The organism is Prescottella sp. GW823-FHT02E09 (assembly GCF_058797375.1).
Genome location: NZ_JBXAJP010000007.1, coordinates 190,742 through 209,221, shown reverse-complemented (window position 1 = coordinate 209,221; position 18,480 = coordinate 190,742). Strand labels below are relative to the sequence as shown.

17 protein-coding genes are annotated in these 18,480 nt (G+C 68.0%); 12 read left to right on the top strand and 5 right to left on the bottom strand.

All coding sequences use genetic code 11. The annotated features are described in order from the left end of the window. Positions 1-9: 9 nt before the first annotated feature. Entirely contained in the window at positions 10-795 is a 786-nt protein-coding gene (locus tag AC1RIF_RS19225; protein WP_492602962.1) for an HNH endonuclease family protein, read from the bottom strand. Between the two features lie 325 nt (positions 796-1,120). Between AC1RIF_RS19225 and AC1RIF_RS19220 the strand changes: the two genes are divergently transcribed. Then, positions 1,121-2,065, top strand: a complete 945-nt coding sequence (locus AC1RIF_RS19220) for an aldo/keto reductase (protein WP_492602961.1) — start codon at positions 1,121-1,123, stop codon at positions 2,063-2,065. A 78-nt stretch (positions 2,066-2,143) separates the two neighbouring features. On the opposite strand, the gene AC1RIF_RS19215 is transcribed toward AC1RIF_RS19220, so the two are convergent. Beyond that, positions 2,144-3,160 carry a beta-ketoacyl-ACP synthase III gene (locus tag AC1RIF_RS19215; protein ID WP_492602960.1) on the bottom strand — a complete coding sequence of 339 codons (1,017 nt, stop codon included), beginning with the start codon at positions 3,158-3,160 and terminating at the stop codon, positions 2,144-2,146. Between the two features lie 411 nt (positions 3,161-3,571). Here AC1RIF_RS19215 and AC1RIF_RS19210 point away from each other — a divergent pair, with 411 nt between their 5' ends. The 6 genes from AC1RIF_RS19210 to AC1RIF_RS19185 all read left to right on the top strand — a co-directional run bounded on the left by AC1RIF_RS19210 (position 3,572) and on the right by AC1RIF_RS19185 (position 10,680). Continuing rightward, a complete protein-coding gene (locus AC1RIF_RS19210; RefSeq protein WP_492602959.1) occupies positions 3,572-4,702 on the top strand; it encodes a glycoside hydrolase family 183 protein in 1,131 nt (376 codons plus the stop codon). 101 nt (positions 4,703-4,803) lie between these two features. Further along, positions 4,804-5,238, top strand: coding sequence for a nuclear transport factor 2 family protein (locus AC1RIF_RS19205; protein WP_492602958.1), 435 nt, complete (start codon positions 4,804-4,806; stop codon positions 5,236-5,238). Positions 5,239-5,373: 135 nt separating this feature from the next. Then, positions 5,374-5,979, top strand: a complete 606-nt coding sequence (locus AC1RIF_RS19200) for a class I SAM-dependent methyltransferase (RefSeq protein ID WP_492602957.1) — start codon at positions 5,374-5,376, stop codon at positions 5,977-5,979. Between the two features lie 105 nt (positions 5,980-6,084). Beyond that, positions 6,085-7,920: an acyl-CoA dehydrogenase gene (locus AC1RIF_RS19195; RefSeq protein WP_492602956.1), complete on the top strand. Its 1,836-nt coding sequence runs from the start codon at positions 6,085-6,087 to the stop codon at positions 7,918-7,920. 139 nt (positions 7,921-8,059) lie between these two features. Beyond that, positions 8,060-8,785: a hypothetical protein gene (locus tag AC1RIF_RS19190; protein ID WP_492602955.1), complete on the top strand. Its 726-nt coding sequence runs from the start codon at positions 8,060-8,062 to the stop codon at positions 8,783-8,785. Positions 8,786-8,787: 2 nt separating this feature from the next. Further along, entirely contained in the window at positions 8,788-10,680 is a 1,893-nt protein-coding gene (locus tag AC1RIF_RS19185) for a YhgE/Pip family protein (RefSeq protein WP_492602954.1), read from the top strand. Between the two features lie 75 nt (positions 10,681-10,755). On the opposite strand, the gene AC1RIF_RS19180 is transcribed toward AC1RIF_RS19185, so the two are convergent. Together AC1RIF_RS19180 and AC1RIF_RS19175 are read right to left on the bottom strand one after the other, a co-directional pair. Further along, entirely contained in the window at positions 10,756-12,837 is a 2,082-nt protein-coding gene (locus AC1RIF_RS19180; RefSeq protein ID WP_492602953.1) for a VanW family protein, read from the bottom strand. 288 nt (positions 12,838-13,125) lie between these two features. After that, entirely contained in the window at positions 13,126-14,463 is a 1,338-nt protein-coding gene (locus tag AC1RIF_RS19175) for an acetyl-CoA C-acetyltransferase (RefSeq protein ID WP_492603144.1), read from the bottom strand. A 172-nt stretch (positions 14,464-14,635) separates the two neighbouring features. Between AC1RIF_RS19175 and AC1RIF_RS19170 the strand changes: the two genes are divergently transcribed. After that, on the top strand, positions 14,636-15,982 hold the full coding sequence (locus tag AC1RIF_RS19170) for a 3-oxoacyl-ACP reductase (RefSeq protein WP_492602952.1): 1,347 nt from the start codon (positions 14,636-14,638) through the stop codon (positions 15,980-15,982). After that, entirely contained in the window at positions 15,982-16,854 is an 873-nt protein-coding gene (locus tag AC1RIF_RS19165; RefSeq protein ID WP_492602951.1) for a MaoC/PaaZ C-terminal domain-containing protein, read from the top strand. The genes AC1RIF_RS19170 and AC1RIF_RS19165 overlap by 1 nt, the downstream gene beginning before the upstream one ends. A 75-nt stretch (positions 16,855-16,929) precedes the next feature. Here the strand turns inward: AC1RIF_RS19165 and AC1RIF_RS19160 are convergent, their stop codons facing one another. Then, a complete protein-coding gene (locus tag AC1RIF_RS19160) occupies positions 16,930-17,256 on the bottom strand; it encodes a MerR family transcriptional regulator (RefSeq protein WP_492602950.1) in 327 nt (108 codons plus the stop codon). A 458-nt stretch (positions 17,257-17,714) separates the two neighbouring features. Between AC1RIF_RS19160 and AC1RIF_RS19155 the strand changes: the two genes are divergently transcribed. The 3 genes from AC1RIF_RS19155 (at position 17,715) to AC1RIF_RS19145 (ending at position 18,479) form a co-directional block, all read left to right on the top strand. After that, on the top strand, positions 17,715-17,858 hold the full coding sequence (locus tag AC1RIF_RS19155; RefSeq protein WP_492602949.1) for a hypothetical protein: 144 nt from the start codon (positions 17,715-17,717) through the stop codon (positions 17,856-17,858). 104 nt (positions 17,859-17,962) lie between these two features. Next, entirely contained in the window at positions 17,963-18,262 is a 300-nt protein-coding gene (locus tag AC1RIF_RS19150; RefSeq protein ID WP_492602948.1) for a WhiB family transcriptional regulator, read from the top strand. A 61-nt stretch (positions 18,263-18,323) separates the two neighbouring features. Further along, positions 18,324-18,479 carry a DUF6131 family protein gene (locus AC1RIF_RS19145; protein WP_174913263.1) on the top strand — a complete coding sequence of 52 codons (156 nt, stop codon included), beginning with the start codon at positions 18,324-18,326 and terminating at the stop codon, positions 18,477-18,479. The last annotated feature ends 1 nt before the right edge of the window (position 18,480 follow it).

The window sequence follows — 18,480 nt, the reverse complement described above, 5'->3', positions numbered from 1 at the left end:
CGATGTCGCTTATACGGACCCTCCTTGACGGACACAGTCATCGACGGCGGTGCGCAGTGCGGCCTGCTCGGCAGTGTCGACGGCCAGCCCGTACTTTACCTTGATCTGCAGGTATCGATCGACGTACGAGCAGCGGAACTTCCCCGGCGGCAGGTAGTTCGCCGCGTCCTGATCGCCCTTCGACCGGTTGGCCGACGGATCGGATGCGGCAAGGTTGATCGCGTCGTTGGCGATGCGGCGACGGGTGTCCTCGTCGCTGGTCGCAGCGCCCGAACGCCACGCCTCCGCCAACGCGACGATGTGCTCGGCATCGACCGCCGAGGACTCGGTCATCCACCTGTACGGCTTCAGTTCACCGGTCTTGCGATCGAGAAATCCGTACTCGTCCCGCCACCCGCCGTCGGAACCGATCGACAGCTCACAGCTCTTCGCATCGAGCCGTACCGAGCCTTCCGCGTCGCGCAACATCATCACGTCCCGCGTCGTGCACCGGCTGTACTGCTCGAACTCGGGTCCGAAGCCGTGTTCGGGCCGGTTCGAATCCCAGTGCGGAAACTCTTCCCGGCTGTACCCCGCCATCGGCAACTCGGGAGCGACGGTCACCTGCGCGAGCAGCTCGGCGAGTTCACCGACGGCGACAGTGTCCTTCGGCGAACCCGACTCCGGGCGATCGACACTCAACCACTCGTCGACCAGGACGTACCCGACGGCCATGATCACCGCGAAGAAGACCGACGCCCCCACGGCGAGTGCCCGGCGCACGGGGCCGGACGCGCGCGCGAAGGCCCGCTTCACGACGTCGCTCCACGAAGCCCGGCACCGGTCGCCGCACCGAACACGCGCTCGGGCGCTGCCGGTTCAGCTGTCTCGGAGGATTGTTCAGGCGCGACAGCAGCGGATGCGGCCGTCCATGACTCGTCGATTCTCACTGCACTCACGGGCGACTCGGATCCTCTTCTCTCGTACATATGTTCGCAGGGAAGATCCTAGACGGCACGGAAAATCGGCCTGCCGCCTGTTACCACACACCGGAATTCGGCCTCGCGCGGTTGCCGGAACCGGGCGTAGTGTCCGCACCGGGCCGCTCACCGCCCGCTCGGTTGCCAGTGTCAGGAGTTCGATGTCCACAAACATGCAGTACGTGACCCTTCCCGGAACCGACCTCGTCGTCTCGACGGTGTCGTTGGGCTGCAACAACTTCGGATTCCGGACCGACGCGTCCGCATCTCAGGCCGTCGTCGACGCCGCCTTCGAACACGGCATCACGTTCTTCGACACCGCGGACATCTACTCAGCGGGCGAGTCCGAGAAGTTCCTCGGCGCCGCGCTCGGCAACCGTCGCGACCAGGCCGTCATCGCGACCAAGTTCGGCGGACCGATGAGCGAGGAGGACCGCGGCTCCTCCCCCGACTACGTCCGACGCGCCTGCGAGGCCAGCCTGCGCCGACTCGGGATGGACCACATCGACCTCTACTACCAGCACATGCCCGACCCGACCGTCCCGATCGAGGACACCCTGGGCGCGCTCGACGAACTGGTCCAGGCCGGCAAGATCCGCTACATCGCATGCTCCAACAACTCGGCACAGAACATCGCCGACGCGGTCGACACCTCCCGCGAACATGGACTCGCCCGCTTCGTTGCCGCCCAGATCGAGTGGAACATGCTCGAGCGCAAGGTGGAGACCGCCATCGTGCCGTCCTGCACGGACCTCGACCTCGCGGTGATCCCGTACTACCCGTTGGCCGCCGGACTGCTCACCGGCAAGTACCGCCGGAACACGGAGTTCCCGGCAGGCTCGCGCTTCGACAAGTCGGAGTACTTCGCCGCCACCGCGACCGACGCGGCCCTGACCCGCGTCGAGGAACTGCTCACGCTCGCGAGCAAACTCGACCGCCGGCTGTCCGAGATCGCCGTCGCGTGGCTGGACGCCAAGCCACAGGTCGCGTCGGTGCTGATCGGCTGCTCCACCCCCGCCCAGGTGGCCCGGAACACCTCGCACCTGCGCCGTCCGCTCGACGAAGACGAAATGGCGCTGATCGAGGGGTTCCTCGCACAGCACTGAGCCGAATCGAGTGGCCCCGAAAACGCGGTGGGCCCACTCGATTCGTTCGAGCGGGCCCACCGTCACGGTCGTGGAGCGTCAGTCCTCCGCGAGCGGCGGCAGGGTGACGACCTGGCCCGCGTACGACAGACCGGCACCGAAGCCGACCAGCAACGCCAGATCGCCCGGCTTCGCCTTGCCCGTGCGGATCACTTCCTCCATCGCCAGCGGAATCGACGCCGCGGAGGTGTTGCCGGTCTCGGCGATGTCGTCGGACACCGGCACCGATTCCGGCAGCTTGATGCTGCGAGCGATGACCTCGTTGATGCGACCGTTCGCCTGGTGCGGGATGAACGCGCCCAGGTCCTCCATCGCGACACCGGCCCGCTCGAGTGCCTGCGCGGCAACCTTGCCCATCTCGAAGGCGGCCCAGCGGAACACCGAGGTGCCCTCCATCTTGATCCACGGACGCTGCGACGGGTCGTTGGCGAACGAGAGCCAGTCCGGCTCCTGGCGGATGGCCTGAGACTGCGATCCGTCGGATCCCCAGACGACGGGGCCGATGCCCGCGACGTCACTCGGACCGACGACGACCGCGCCCGCACCGTCACCGAAGATGAACCGCACCGAACGATCGGTGGGCTCGGTGCTGTCGGACATCCGCTCGACGCCGATGACGAGGACGTACTGCGAGGTGCCGATCCGGACCATGTCGGACGCGACGGACAGCGCGTAGCAGAAGCCCGCGCAGCCGGCCGTGACGTCGAATGCCGCGGCGCCGCCCGTGCCGAGGGCGTCGGCGACGATCGCGGAGCACTGCGGCGTCTGCGACGGGTAGGTGGAGGTCGCGACGATGACGGCGCCGATCTGCTCGCCGGTGAGACCGCTCGCCTCGAGCGCCTTGCGACCGGACGAGATCGCCATCGCGAGGACGCTTTCCTCCTCGTTGGCGAATCGCCGGTTCTTGATGCCGGAGCGCGACTGGATCCACTCGTCGGTGGAGTCGATCAGTTCGCAGATCTCTTCGTTGCTCACGACCCGCTGCGGGCGGTAAACACCCAGACCGAGGATGGCGGACTGCCGGACCTCGGTGGAGTTCGAGATCTGCGCACCCATGTTTGGTCTCCTCTACTGCGTACTCTCGCGACGAAGAACGCCACGCGACGACGCCCAAGCGGCGTCGTCTCCCACGACACGGTACTTCGCCCCACCGGCAGGTTGCGTTACTCGGGTCCCTGTAATTGCTCGTGGTGGGTCGCCGGTCGTCCTCCACCGATCGGCCTGCATCCGGCCCCCGGGGCCGGATGCGGCACCGTGCGCACCGCTCCGGAACCACCCGACAATCCTGAAATACACGACAGCTTTTCCAATTCAGACAATGGCGATATCGCCTCACGTCATTTACCCGGACACCGAATTCCCCATTTCTGGAATGATCATTCCTGCTAGCGTATTACGCGCTCACCGATGCACCCCGGCAGCCGAGGCCGGGCCGTAACACCAGGCAGGGGCAAATTTCCACCGAAGATGGGAACACCCGTGAGACGAACCCGATTTCGAGCCGTCATCGTGTGTGCTTTTTGCGCCACCGCACTTCTCGTCCCATTCTCCAGCCCCGCCGCGGCCGATCCCAATACGGTGAATCCGATTCCGGTACTGAACGGAACGACGGGGCTGCCGATACTCCACGGGCGCAGCCAAGCCGTGGCGCAGGCCACCGGCCTGCTCAGCGCCAACCGCACCCAGGACTACAACGTGCTCGGTACCGACCTCGGCATCATGTGGGACAACGGCAACGGCCAGGTACTGACCGCATTCGGCGACACGGCGGGGCTGGGTGTCCCGAACCTGCTCGCAGGCAGCCTGTGGTCCTGGCGCAGCAACATCCTCGTCCGCAGCGGCGACCGCGATCTCGCCGACGGAATGACCTTCGACAGTTCCCCGCGCGACATCCTCGGCCAATCCAAGGAGTTGGTGCCGAGCCCGAAGATCCCGTTCGTCGAGATCAGCCGCATCCCGACCGCCGGGGTCGCCGCCGACGGCGTGCAGTACATGAGCCTCATGTCGGTGAAGCAGTGGGACGAGCCGGGCAGGTGGAAGACCAACTACTCCGAACTCGCGTTCTCGACCGACAACGGTGAGAACTGGGCGGAGGCGCCCGAGACCCGACGTCCCCCTGTCGGCGGAAACGCCAACTTCCAGATGGGTGCGTTCGTCAAGGACGGCAGCTTCGTCTACCAGTACGGCACGCCCGCCGGCCGGGGTGGACTCGTCTACCTCGCCCGGGTCCCCGAGGAGCAGATCCGCGATCTCGGCGCCTACGAGTACTGGGACGGCGGCAAATGGGTGCCGAAGAACCCCGACGTGGCCGCGCCCGTCGTCTTCGGCGGCGTCGGCGAGATCTCGGTGCAGTACAACTCGTTCCTCGGGCAGTACGTGCTGCTCACCACCGACAACCGGAACTCCGTCGTGATGCGCCGCGCACCTGCCCCCACCGGACCGTGGGGCGCCGCGGAGATCCTCGTGGACGGCAGCGAACTGGCCTCGATGTACGGCGCGTACATCCACCCGTGGTCGTCCGGCCCGGACCTCTATTTCCTCACCACCGTGCACTCCAACTACAACGTCCTGCTGATGCGCACGACGCTGCAGCGGTGACCGGGACCCCACCGAGAATCGCGACGTGGATCACGTCGGCCCACTGCTAACGTCCCAAGCAAACACTTGGTACCAACCAGGTGGCGAGCTGAGGAGAAGGCGTGGACCAGCAGACGAGCACCGACCCCCGCGGTGAGATCCAGGACCTCCTGGCCCGCATCGCGCAGCTCGCCGACGACGGGACCGTCGAGGACTACCTGGCGAACTTCAGCGCGGACGCGATCTGGGAGTCGCAGCCCAACCCGGTGACGGGCATGGCCGCGCAGCTCCGCGAGGGTGTCGCGTCGATCGAGGAGGGCGTGCGCGAACGGCGGGCCGGCGGCGTCCAGGGGCCGGGCACGTCCAGCCGGCACGTCATCACCACCGTCTCGGTGTCGCTCGACTCGGACGTCGAGGCGTCGTCGACGGCGTACTGGCTGTTCTTCCGCGACACCACGAGCGAGCCCCGCCTCGCGGGCGTCGGACGCTACGACGACACGCACCGATACGAGGACGGCCGCTGGAAGCTCGCCCACCGGCGCATCACCGTCGGCTGACGCCCCACGATTTGCGCACTTGTCGTTTGATGTGGAGGCCCCCGCGAGATCGACAAGTGCGCAAATCGCGAACGGGGGATGAACGATCGCGAGGACACCCAGAGGCCACCCCCGCCGGGCGATACCGTCGTCCCCATGGATGCACAGGACTGGGACGAGCGCTATTCACAGGCCGACATGGTGTGGGGCACCCCGCCGAACCCGGTAGTGGTCGAGTTCGCGACGTCGCTGCCGGCCGGGCGGGCACTGGACCTGGCATGCGGTGAGGGCCGGCACGCGCTGTGGCTCGCGACACGGGGCTGGGAGACCACCGGCGTCGACTACTCGAGCGTCGCGATCGAGAAGGCCCGGGAGATCGCGAAACAGTCCCCCCGCTCGGTGCAACAGCGCCTGAACTACGTCTGCGGCGACATCACGACAGCGGATGTGTCGGACTATGACCTGGTCCTCATGATCTTCGTCCACCTCGAGCCGACACAGCGGCGCGCACTTGTGAGCCGCGTCATCGACTCGCTCAAACCTGACGGAATCCTCATGATTCTCGGCCACGACGCCCTCAATCCCACCCGAGGCGTCGGCGGCCCGCCCGATCCCGAAATCCTTTACACCCCTGACGATCTGAAGGATGATCTGAAGGGACGCCTCGACGTCACGGTGGCCGAACGGCGCTATCGCGACGTCGAGGGCGGCACCGCGATCGACGCGCTCCTCGTCGCCCGCAAGCCCGCCCTTGGCAGCTAACTTAATCACGGGTAACATCGGCTAAGTTACCGACGAGTAGCTACTTGGGCGGTACTCCGGAATGCAAGACCGCACCAACGCAGTGCCACTTCAGGGAGAGCAAACATGGGCCACTACAAGAGCAACGTCCGCGACCTCGAGTTCAACCTCTTCGAGGTACTGGGTCTGGACAAGCCGCTGAGTGAGGGCGTGTGGGGGGATCTCGACGCCGACACCGTCAAGGAGATGCTGTCCGAGGTCGCGCGCCTCGCGGAGGGCCCGCTCGGCGAGGCGTTCGCCGACACCGACCGCAACCCGCCGGTGTTCGACCCCGAGAAGCACGAGGCGACCCTCCCGGAGCCCTTCAAGAAGTCGTTCAAGGCGATGTGGGACGCCGAGTGGTACCGCATGGGCCTGAGCGAGGAGATCGGCGGCGTTCCCGTTCCGCGCGCCGTGGTGTGGGCCATCGCCGAGATGCTGCTGGGCGCACAGCCCGCCGCGTTCATGTACCAGGCCGGCCCGTCGTTCGCAGACGTGCTCTTCCACAACGGCACGGACGAGCAGAAGCAGTGGGCGGCAACCTGTGTCGAGCGCGGCTGGGGTGCCACCATGGTTCTGACGGAGCCGGACGCCGGTTCCGACGTGGGCGCCGGCCGCACCAAGGCCATCAAGCAGGACGACGGCTCCTGGCACATCGAGGGCGTCAAGCGGTTCATCACGTCCGCCACGTCCGACGACCTGTTCGAGAACATCTTCCACCTGGTGCTGGCCCGCCCCGAGGGCGCCGGACCGGGCACCAAGGGCCTGAGCCTGTTCTTCGTCCCGAAGTTCCACTTCGACTTCGAGAAGAACGAACTCGGCGACCGCAACGGCGTCTTCGTCACCAACGTCGAGCACAAGATGGGCCTCAAGGCATCCACGACGTGTGAGCTCACCTTCGGTGGCCACGGCGTTCCCGCCCAGGGCTGGCTCGTCGGCGAGGTCCACAACGGTATCGCCCAGATGTTCGACGTCATCGAGCACGCTCGAATGATGGTGGGCACCAAGGCCATCTCCACGCTGTCCACCGGCTACCTCAACGCGCGGGACTACGCCAAGGAGCGCGTCCAGGGCTCCGACCTGACGCAGATGACGGACAAGACCGCCCCGCGCGTCACCATCACGCACCACCCGGACGTGCGGCGCAGCCTCGCGATGCAGAAGGCCTACGCCGAGGGCCTGCGCGCGGTGTACCTCTACACGGCCGCGCACCAGGACGACGCGGTCGCCGCGCTGGTCTCCGGCGCCGACAAGGAGACCGCGTTCCGCGTCAACGATCTGCTGCTGCCGATCGTCAAGGGCGTCGGCTCCGAGCGGGCCTACCAGTACCTGACCGAGAGCCTGCAGACCCTCGGCGGCTCCGGCTTCCTGCAGGACTACCCGATCGAGCAGTACATCCGCGACTCGAAGATCGACTCGCTGTACGAGGGCACCACCGCGATCCAGGCGCAGGACTTCTTCTTCCGCAAGATCGCTCGTGACCGCGGCGTCGCCCTGGCCCACGTGGCCGGAGAGATCAAGAAGTTCATCGACAGCGAGGCCGGCAACGGCCGGCTCAAGACCGAGCGGGCACTGCTCTCGACCGCCCTCGAGGACGTCCAGGGCATGGCCGCGGTCCTCACCGGTCACCTCATGGGCGCCCAGGAGCAGCCCACCGAGCTGTACAAGGTGGGTCTCGGCTCGGTGCGGTTCCTGATGTCCGTCGGCGACCTGCTCGTCGGCTGGCAGCTGCTGCGCCAGTCCGAGATCGCGATCAAGGCGCTCGACGAGGGCGTCACCGACAAGGACAAGCCGTTCTACGAGGGCAAGGTCGCGACCGCGTCGTTCTTCGCGAAGAACGTGCTGCCCGAGCTGACCGCGACCCGCAACATCCTCTCGCACCTGGACAACGACATCATGGAGCTGGACGAGGCCGCGTTCTGATTCCCTGATCGACGAAGAACCCCCGTGCACATCGCGTGCGCGGGGGTTCTTTCGTTCGGTGCCCGGGCGCGGACGGCGCTGGTGTGTTTGGCTGTTCGTGTTGACGCCCTGCCACCGGACCCGAGGTTGGTGACCAGCAGTGACCAGCAATGACGACCCGTACTCGCCGCCCGCTCCGGCACCGGCCGTGCTCGCCCAGGGCCTGACCCGTCGTGGCGCCCTGGGACCGGTGTTCGGCCCCGTGGACCTACGGATTCCGTTCGGCGGGCTGGCCGTGATCCAGGGTTTCGCCGGTTCGGGACGCACGTCCTTGCTACTCACCCTGAGCGGGCGGATGAAACCGTCGTCGGGCACGCTGACGGTCCTCGGACGCACCAAGCCTGCCCAGATCCGTGCGGTGTCCGCGATCGCCGGATTCGCCGGCATCGACACCATCTCCGAATCGGTGACGGTACGCGACCTGATCACCGAGCAGATCCGCTGGGACGCAACGTGGTACCGGCTGATCCGCCGAGCCGGCCGGCGCGAGCTCGAGCACGTATGTGCGCCGGTGTTCGGGGATCGGCCGCTGCCACGGCTCACCGACTACGTCAGCGATCTCGACGAACTGGATGCGATGCTGCTGCGGATCGCCGTCGCCGACACCCAGGTTCCCCCGGTACTGCTGGTCGACGATCTCGAACAGGTGCGGGACGAGTACGACCGCGCTGTGCTGGTCGACCGGCTCGCGGCACTGGGCGCCAGGCAGACGGTGATCGCGTCCGCCGTCAACCCACTGCCACCGGGTTCGCCCGCCCACGAGTTCCACCCGCTGGCCGACACGGCGGCGGCCGCGAACGGCTCGGCCCCCGGAAGCGAGGAGTAGCCATGCTGGCAGGGATGTCGCTCGGCACCGAACTCAAGCGGTTCTCGCGCGGGCTGATGCCGCGGGTCGCCCTCGTGACGATCGTGCTGATGCCACTGCTGTACGGCGCGCTGTACCTGTGGGCGTTCTGGGATCCGTTCAGCCAGACCGGCAAGATTCCGGTGGCGCTGGTCAACAGCGACCACGGCACCGTCGTGGACGGCAAACCCCTCAACGCCGGGGACCAGGTGGCGCAGGGCCTGATGGACTCCGGCGACCTCGACTTCCACGAGGTGAGCGCGTACGAGGCGTCCACCGGTGTCGCGGACGGACGCTACTACTTCTCGGTGACGCTGCCCGGCGACTTCAGCAAGTCCGTGGCCTCGCCCACCGGACCGGATCCGCAGAAGGCCCGGCTCATCTTCACCTACAACGACGCCAACAACTACCTCGGCACCGTCATCGGGCAGAACGCCGCGCAACAGATCCTGAACGTCGTCGGCGCGCAGATCGGTGAGCAGTCAGTGGACCAGGCACTCGTCGGCCTCGGCGCGGCGGGCGACGGACTCCGCAAGGCCGCCGACGGCGCCGGACAGCTCGCGGCCGGTGTGCAGGCGGCCGACGGTGGCGCACAGCAACTCGCGGGCGGCTCCCGCACGCTCGCCGACGGCCTGGGCACCGCCCACTCCGGCTCGACAGCCCTCGCCGACGGCACGGCGCAGCTCTCCGCGGGCATCGACACCGCATCCGGTGGGGCGTCCGCGCTGTCCGCAGGCCTCGACCAGCTGTCGGGCGCCACAGTCCAACTCGGGAACGGTGCCGGAGCGCTCAGCGCCGGAGTGACCCAACTGGTCGGACAGGTGACCGGAGCCCTCGGCCCGGCACTGGACCCGGCCATGCGGGGACAGCTCGCCCAACTCGAGGACGGCGCATGGCAACTCGCGTTCCAGCTCGGCGACCCGTCGAGCCCCTACCGGTCGGGAATGTCCCAGGCCGTCGGCGGTGCCGGACAGCTGCGGGACGGTCTGACGCAACTGCAGACCGGTGGGCAGCAGGCCGCGTCGGGCGCCCGCACCCTCGACGACGGTCTGGCCCAGCTGTCGAGCGGCGGCGAGACTCTCGCGCAGGGCGCCGGGCAGCTCGCCGCAGGAACCACTCAGCTGAAGGACGGATCCGACGAACTCGCGTCCCAGCTGAAGGAGGGCAGCGAACAGGTCCCCGCCTGGGATCCGCAGCAGCGCACCACCGTCGCGCAGACGCTGTCGGCACCCGTCGCCCTGGACCAGCACCACGACAACAAGGCCAAGACGTTCGGCACCGGCTTCGCGCCGTTCTTCCTGCCCCTGGCACTGTTCGTCGGCGGCATCATCACGTGGATGCTGTTGCGGCCGGTCCAGACCCGGCCGATCTCGACCGGGCTGGGCGCGATGCGGGTCGTCCTCGCGTCGTATTGGCCGGCCGCGCTCATCGCGATCGCGCAGGTGCTCGTCATGTACGTCGTGGTCCACTTCGGCGTCGGGCTGGTGCCGGTCTACGTATTCGGCACCATCGCGTTCCTCGGACTGGTCGGCCTGACCTACATGGCCCTGATCCAGGCCTTCAACGCCATCTTCGGACCCGCCGTCGGCCGCGTCGTGACGCTCGCGTTCCTGATGCTGCAACTCGTGTCGTCCGGCGGCATCTACCCCGTGGAGACCACCGCGAAACCGTTCCAGATCCTGCACCCGTTCGACCCGATGACCTACGCCGTCAACGGCCTACGACAACTCACCGTCGGCGGCATCGACTCCCGGCTGTGGGTGTCGATCGCGGTGCTCCTCGGACTGCTGCTGGCATCACTCCTCGCGAGTGCCCTCTCGGTGCGGCGGGACCGGGCCTGGACGCTGATGCGGTTGCACCCGCCGATCGAGGTGTGAGGGCCGCGCTCGATGAGCTGAAGGGACCGTTCATGAGTGTCAGCGCATGAACGGTCCCTTCAGCTGGGACGGGAACTACCCGCCGGGGGTCGGCGCCGGCGGCGCGCCCTCCTCCGAGGGCCTCGGGGCCGGCTCGTTCGACACGCACTTCACGATCGGGACCGGGTCGTACCTGACCGTCCGGGTGTTGCGCGAGATCTCGGCGCCGGTCTTGGCGTCGGTGATGATCCGGGTGTCACTGGTGGTGAATCCCGGTGCGCCGCCGGACGGCACGCAGTGCGGGCCGGCGGGGAGGGTGATCGTGTTCGGTGACGTCTGGTTGGTGCGGCCGCCGGTGACCGACTCGACATCGACGGTCTTGGTGCCCCAGACGCGCACCGTGATGTTCGAACTGGTCCCGATGGTCTGGATCATCACGCCCGTCTTGGACGGGTTCCGGAACTTCAGGTCGATCGAGCCCTCGAACACCGTCGCCTCGCGGGCCGCCGGATAGCGGGAGATGTAGTAGCTGTGCTCGGTGTGCTCGACGTCCTCCATGCCGGCGAAGTACGTGGCGTTGTAGAGGGTGGTCGCGAGCTGACTGATGCCGCCGCCGACCGCCTTGTCCGGACGGCCGTTGTTGATGATGCCCGAGTCGACATAGCCCTGCGCCGCGCCACGGGGACCGGTGTAGGCGTCGAACGAGAAGGTCTCTCCCGGCTTGACGAGGGCACCGTTGATCTGGCTGGCCGCGAGCCGGATGTTGACGCCGGACGCGTACTCGAACCCTCCGGTGGTGTACTCGCCGATCACCTCGCGGATGCCGAGCGCGTTCGCGCCCTCGGTCGTGAGTGCCGGCTCCACGGGCTCGTAGATCGCGGGAGTGGTTCGCTCACCGGGCGCGGCGAGCAGCGCCGGCAACGGCTCGAGCGTCTTGGGCCACTGCACCATGTCGCCGGTCACCGACGGGATCACCTGGGGCGACCCGCTCGCGAGACTGATCTGCGCGTCCTTGGGCTTGATGTCGGTGCTCGCGAGCTGCGGCGCCAGGATTCCGGTGGCCGCCTCGACGTTGTACTGCGGGGACAGACCGCCGCCGCCGTCCGGAACGAACGTCAGAACCTTGCCGACCTGGTCCCGGGGCAGTGCCGCGACGGCACCGTCACGCCCGGTGACCACGACGTTCGACGCGACCGCGGGCGTTGCGACCTCGCGCAGCGCGGCATCGACTCCGGCCTGCGTCACCGTCACGTCGACGACGTCGACCGGCAGGTCCACGGTGGTGCCGAAGGCCCAGTCCGCCACGAACGTGTCGGCGGCGTCGTCCACCCGCAGGCTCTGCCCCGGCAACGGCGCGATCCCAACGGGGGCCGCACCCTCGAACACGACGTTGCCCTCACGGGGCGCCCGATCCGATTCCTTCTGCACGCCGGCGATCGCGCCGTCGAGCGCGTTCTCGTCGACCGTCGAGACGAGCCCGACCTCACGATTGGTGAACAACGACGCCACTCGGGTGAACGGGTTGACCGGCTGCTCACCGACACGGTCGAGGGTGGCGGCCCAGTCGACGCCGACACCGGCCTGCGCCGGCACGATCGTGCTCTCGGTGGTCCCGGCGAGCACCGGCACCGGGCTGTCCACGCGCGGGCCGAGTTGAGCGCGCAGCGTCGCCTCGGCCGACGACATGCTCTCGCCACCGATCTCCACACCGGCGACGGTGACACCGCGCGGCACCCGGTCGGCGGAGACGACCCAGTCCACGGCATACCCGATGGCCGCCACGACCACCACGCCGCCGGCGATCGCCGCATACTTCACCCAGCCCGGCCTCCCCGGCGACGCCGACTCGGTCGTTGCCTTCGAGTCGGGCTCCGTCGCGGGGTCGACAGGCGGCTCCGGAGCGGGATCAGCCGCCGGTTCGGGATCTGCGGGCGTGACCGCGAAAACCTCGGTGGGGGCCTCGGACGAGACGTCCGGCACCGGCACGGCCGCGGGTTCCGGTGTCGGCTCCTGCGCCGTCTCGGAAGGCGGATCCGGTGTCGGCTCGGGCGCGACATCCGGCGTCGAATCGTCGGGCTCCGACGGCACAACCGGCATGATCTCGGTGGGGTTCTCGTCCGGCGCCGGACCGTCCGGATGGTTTTCGGAACCGCTCTTGCCGTCGCGCTCGTCACTCATCAATGGGCCCTCCTGCCGAATCGACACCGTGCCGGGCCGTCGCATTACGTGTTTCTACCCGTGCAGCCTAGTCCTCGGGACTCCAGGCAACCGCCGGGGAATCCCGGTCGGCAGCCACCACTCGCATCATTCCGTCCACCCGAAGGGGTAGAGAACGTAGAGCGGCCCCGTGTGATTGCCAGGTCGGGGGTCAGGCAATAACACGGGGCCGACTGGATTATCGCTCCCCTACGGGCCGCGTTACATCCTCGGTTCCAGGTCGGTCGGATTTCTGTCCCGACCTGGCGATCAGACCTCGACGATCGCGGTGACGCCCTGGCCGCCGGCCGCACAGATCGAGATCAGGCCGCGACCCGAACCCTTCTCCGCCAGCATCTTCGCGAGCGAGGCGACGATGCGGCCGCCCGTGGCCGCGAACGGGTGACCGGCCGCGAGCGACGATCCGTTGACGTTGAGCTTGGACCGGTCGATGCTGCCCAGTGCCCCGTCCAGGCCCAGGCGCTCCTTGCAGTACTCGTCGGATTCGAACGCCTGCAGGGTCGCCAGCACGACCGACGCGAACGCCTCGTGGATCTCGTAGAAGTCGAAGTCCTGCAGAGTGAGACCGTTGCGGGCCAGCAGGCGCGGGATCGCATACGTCGGCGCCATCAGCAGCCCGTCCGGGCCGTGGATGTAGTCGACGGCGGCGGTCTCGGAGTCCACCAGGTGCGCCAGCACCGGCAGGTTCCGCTCGGCGGCCCACTCGTCGGTGGACAGCAGCACCGCGGACGCGCCGTCGGTGAGCGGGGTGGAGTTGCCCGCCGTCATGGTCGCGTCGCCCAGCTTGGTGCCGAACACCGGCTTGAGCGTCGCCAGCTTGTCGACATTGGAGTCGGGGCGCAGGTTGTCGTCGCGGGTCAGGCCCAGGAACGGGGTGACCAGGTCGTCGAAGAACCCGCGGTCGTACGCGGCAGCCATGTTCTTGTGGCTCGCGGCCGCCAGTTCGTCCTGATCCTCGCGGCGGACGCCGAACTCCTTCGCGGTGATCGCGGCGTGGTCGCCCATCGACAGCCCGGTGCGAGGCTCGCCGTTGCGCGGGATCTCGATGCCCAGCATCGACGGGCGCACCTGGCCGAGCAGCTTCACCCGGTCCGCGGTGGAGCGCGCGCGGTTCATCGAGAGCAGGAACTCGCGCAGCTCGTTGTTCACGCCGATCGGCGCATCGGACGTCGTGTCCACACCGCCGCCGACGCCGGCCTCGATCCGGCCGGCCGCGATGGCGTCACCGACCGCGATGATCGACTGCAGACCGGTGCCGCACGCCTGCTGCAGGTCGTACGCCGGGGTGTAGGGGCTCAGCGCGCTGCCGAGCACGCACTCACGCATGAGGTTGAAGTCGCGGCTGTGCTTGAGCACCGCGCCGCCGACGACCATGCCCAGCTGTTCACCCTGCAGCCCGAAGCGGCTGACCAGCCCGTCCAGCGTCGCGGTGAACATGTCCTGGTTGGACGCGTGCGCGTACGCCCGATCCGAGCGCGCGAAGGGAATGCGGTTGCCGCCGACGATGGCGACGGGGCGAAGCTGCCGACCACCGGACTGCGGTGCGGGTGCCGGCTTGGCGCTGCGATTACGGGCTCTGCTGGTCACGTCGGTCTCCATGTAGGTGGGGGGATCCCGCTGGAAGCTGCTCGAGATCCGCATGGTCGATCCGCCTCGGCGGTGGGTTCTGCACTCGACATTGAACTTACTCCAGAGTAAGTTCAATGTCGACACCGCACCCGGATGTACGGGTGCCCGATTGCGACAAAGAAGGTGGACCGTGGCAGCCAGCAAGGGCGCTCCCGACCTCTACTCACAGTTCCTCTCGTCCGCGCCGGGCGCGTTCATCGCCAAGCAGGCCGGGTTGCCGCAGCCGGAGAAGCTGCGTCGCTACAAGGCCGGCGAGCCGCCCCTGGCAGGCCCGGTCCTGATCGGCGGCAAGGGTCGTCTCGTGGAGCCGATCCGCGAGCTGCTGTCGGACTACCCGGCAGCACAGCCGCACGACGACCGCTACGGCGCGCTGGTGTTCGACGCGACCGGCATCGGCCAGGTCACCGAACTGGTGCAGCTGTTCGAGTTCTTCCAGCCCGTCATCCGCAACCTCGCGCCGTCCGCCCGCGTCGTCGTCCTCGGCACCACGCCGGAGCTCGCGTCGGGCGTCGACGAGCAGATCGCCCAGCGCGCGCTCGAGGGCTTCACCCGCAGCGTCGGCAAGGAGATCAAGCGTGGCGCCACCGCCCAGCTGGTCTACGTCTCCCCCGACGCCGCCACCGGACTGTCGGGCCTCGAGTCCACCCTCCGCTTCCTGCTCTCGGCCAAGTCCGCGTTCGTCGACGGCCAGGTGATCCGCGTCAGCGCCGAGGAGGCGGTCGCTCCCGCGAGCTGGGACCGCCCGCTCGAGGGCAAGGTCGCCGTCGTGACCGGTGCCGCGCGCGGCATCGGCGCCACCATCGCCGAGGTCCTCTCCCGCGACGGCGCACAGGTCGTGTGCGCCGACATCCCGGCCGCCGGCGAGGCGCTGTCAGAGACCGCCAACAAGGTGGGCGGCACGTCCCTCGCACTCGACGTCACGGCCGCCGACGCCGCCGACAAGCTCGCCGAGCACCTGATGGAGCGCCACGGCGGCGTCGACATCATCGTCCACAACGCCGGCATCACCCGCGACAAGACGCTCGCGAACATGGACGAGTCCCGCTGGAACAGCGTGATCGGCGTCAACCTCCTTGCCCCGCAGAAGATCACCGACGCCCTGGTCGCGAAGGGCGTGCTCCGCGAGGGTGGCCGCGTGGTGGACGTGTCCTCCATCGCCGGTATCGCCGGCAACCGCGGACAGACCAACTACGGTACGTCGAAGGCCGGCGTGATCGGACTGGTCCAGGCCACCGCACCGGTGCTGGCCGAGAAGAAGATCACCATCAACGCCGTCGCCCCCGGCTTCATCGAGACCGCGATGACCGCCGCGATCCCGTTCGCGACCCGCGAGGCGGGACGCCGGATGAGCTCGCTGCTGCAGGGCGGTCAGACCGTGGACGTCGCGGAACTGGTGTCGTACTTCGCCAGCCCGGCGTCGGGCGCCGTCACCGGCCAGGTCGTGCGTGTGTGCGGCCAGTCGCTGCTGGGCGCGTGATGACCGGCCGCAAGGGCACCCTCGTGCAGTTGCGCGAGCAGCCCGGGACCCTCGACAACTACGCACGCGCGGCGCTGGGCGCACTGCCGTTCACCAAGCCGTCCGGTAAGCGCAGCCTGCCGAAGGAGACCCTCGCCCTACAGGGGCTTCGGGTGGACAGCGCGAACCTCGCGGCTTACGCCAAGGTGTGCGGTCTGCGGTTCGGCGACACACTGCCGATCACGTACCCGTTCACGCTCGTCTTCCCGAGCGTGATGCGACTGCTCACGTCGCGCGATTTCCCCTTCCCCGCAATCGGTTCCGTGCACACCGACAACGTGATCGAGCAACTGCGCCCGATCTCGATGAGCGAGCCGCTGGACCTGTCGGTCCGCGCCGAGAATCTGCGCCCGCACACCAAGGGCACGCAGGTGGACTTCGTCAGCGAGATCTCGGTAGGCCGGGAACTGGTGTGGCGTCAGCTCAGCACGTTCCTGAAGATGCACCCGACGGACGCGCCGAAGGAGGCGAAGACCGAACACAAGGCCGAGGTCCCGCCGCCACCGACCCGCACGTTGCGGGTGGATCAGCGGATCATCAGCCGGTACGCGACGGTGTCGGGTGACCGGAACCCGATTCACGTAACCTCACTGGGCGCCAAGGCGTTCGGCTTCCCGGGGACCATTGCACACGGCATGTGGAGTGCCGCGGCCGCGCTACAACCGCTCGAGGGCCGCCTCCCCGACCGAGTGACGTACAGCGTCCGCTTCGGCAAGCCGATCGTGCTGCCGGCCACGGTGAACCTGTACGCCGACAAGACGCCCGACGGCTGGGATCTGGCACTGAAGAACCCCAAGAAGGGCTACCCGCACCTCACCGCCACCCTGCGGTAGGACCGGTACGGCCACAGACGCCCGGGCGTGCTCGAGCTACCTCGACCACACCCGGGCGTCTGTGTCGGCGCGGTATCAGGCCTGCCGGCCGTCCAATTCGCTCAGCAGACGCCCGTTCTCGGCGACGAGCTCGGCGTTGGCAGCCTCCAGATCGAGGATCTGCCGGATCCCGGTCAGATTGACGCCGGCATCGACCAGCTCGGACACCCGCGCGAGGCGGTAGATGTCCTCTTCGCTGTAGCGGCGCGTGCCGCCGCCCGTACGCGACGGCGCGATGAGCCCGCGACGCTCGTACAGCCGCAGAGTCTGCGGGCCGATTCCGGTCAACTCCGAAGTCACCGAAATTCCGTAGACTCCGCGGGTCGATCGGGGCGGAGACTGTTGCGTCATCGTGGCCTTCATATCGCGTCGAGGTGGGTCGCGTCGGATTCACGCCCGCAGGTGGCCCCGTACCGACTCCCGAGCGGCCTCTGCAAGCGGTTTCTCTGCACCACGGTATCACCGGGACCATACCGAATGTGCGGCAGCTGAATCAGATTCCCTCACACGTTCGACACGGATCAGCGACACACCCGAACCTCGGTCCGCGATATTCCGGGAATCACCCCCCCTACCTGCACTGGAGATCTGATCCACTGGACGATTCAACATATCTGTTTTGGCAGACATAGATTTTGTTGTACGGTTGGGAAGTCAAAGCTTCCAGATGCAAGCGAAGAAGAGTGAGACGGAGAAGTCAGCCCACGCCGAACGAGGCAGGCAGGCGCACTCCACCCACCGGTCTTCCGAGCCCGAGCGGCGAACCGAGAGGTTTCACCGGCTACGGGTGGGCCGTATCAGAGAAGAAAGGATGACCACACGTGAGTGCGCATCGCCCGACCTTTGCAGGCCGCACGTCTGCGACATGGTCGCTCAGCACCGAAGAAATCAAGCGCCGCTTGGAGCAGATGTACGGAGGCGACCCGGCCACACCGTCCGCCGACGACAGGCTCAGCGCCGCCTGACAGGTCGCAGCCAGCGCAGCGCCCCACCGGCGCGCGCCTTCACGAGGCCCCGAGCCGCGCACCGACGCGATCGGCGGCCGACGAACCTTCACGAGGAGCATTCGATGACCGGAATCCGACCGAACCTCGCACCCCTGGCCGACACCTGGGAATGGCAGCAGCACGGCAGCTGCCAGGGCATGAACGAATCGATCTTCTTCCCGCCCACCGGCGAGCGCGGCAACGCCCGCATGATGCGTGAACGCCGCGCCAAGGCGATCTGCGCGTCCTGCCCGGTCGTGAACAAGTGCCTCGAGCATTCCCTCGCTGTGCCGGAACCGTTCGGAGTGTGGGGCGGCGTCGGCGAGTCCGAGCGCGCGATGCTTCTCCGGGAGCGCCGGGCACCGCAACGCGGTGCCGCCTGACCACCCGCCACACCACCGCCCACCGCGAACGGCTGTCTATCGATAACGAAAGGGGCGGAACATGATCACCCTCGGCATCATCCTGCTCGTCCTCGGCCTGCTGATCAAGATCCCGATCCTGTGGACCCTCGGTGTCATCGCACTGATCGTCGGCGCCGTGTTGCTCATCCTCGGCGCGGCAGGTCGCGCCGTCGGCGGACGCAAGCACTGGTACTGAC

Bases quoted from the DNA above. Each gene is read 5' to 3' on its own strand.
- AC1RIF_RS19220 (WP_492602961.1), top strand. From the start codon at position 1,121: ATGTCCACAAACATGCAGTACGTGACCCTTCCCGGAACCGACCTCGTC.
- AC1RIF_RS19215 (WP_492602960.1), bottom strand. From the start codon at position 3,160: ATGGGTGCGCAGATCTCGAACTCCACCGAGGTCCGGCAGTCCGCCATC.
- AC1RIF_RS19210 (WP_492602959.1), top strand. From the start codon at position 3,572: ATGGGAACACCCGTGAGACGAACCCGATTTCGAGCCGTCATCGTGTGT.
- AC1RIF_RS19200 (WP_492602957.1), top strand. From the start codon at position 5,374: ATGGATGCACAGGACTGGGACGAGCGCTATTCACAGGCCGACATGGTG.
- AC1RIF_RS19195 (WP_492602956.1), top strand. From the start codon at position 6,085: ATGGGCCACTACAAGAGCAACGTCCGCGACCTCGAGTTCAACCTCTTC.
- AC1RIF_RS19185 (WP_492602954.1), top strand. From the start codon at position 8,788: ATGCTGGCAGGGATGTCGCTCGGCACCGAACTCAAGCGGTTCTCGCGC.
- AC1RIF_RS19180 (WP_492602953.1), bottom strand. From the start codon at position 12,837: ATGAGTGACGAGCGCGACGGCAAGAGCGGTTCCGAAAACCATCCGGAC.
- AC1RIF_RS19165 (WP_492602951.1), top strand. From the start codon at position 15,982: ATGACCGGCCGCAAGGGCACCCTCGTGCAGTTGCGCGAGCAGCCCGGG.
- AC1RIF_RS19160 (WP_492602950.1), bottom strand. From the start codon at position 17,256: ATGAAGGCCACGATGACGCAACAGTCTCCGCCCCGATCGACCCGCGGA.
- AC1RIF_RS19150 (WP_492602948.1), top strand. From the start codon at position 17,963: ATGACCGGAATCCGACCGAACCTCGCACCCCTGGCCGACACCTGGGAA.
- AC1RIF_RS19145 (WP_174913263.1), top strand. From the start codon at position 18,324: ATGATCACCCTCGGCATCATCCTGCTCGTCCTCGGCCTGCTGATCAAG.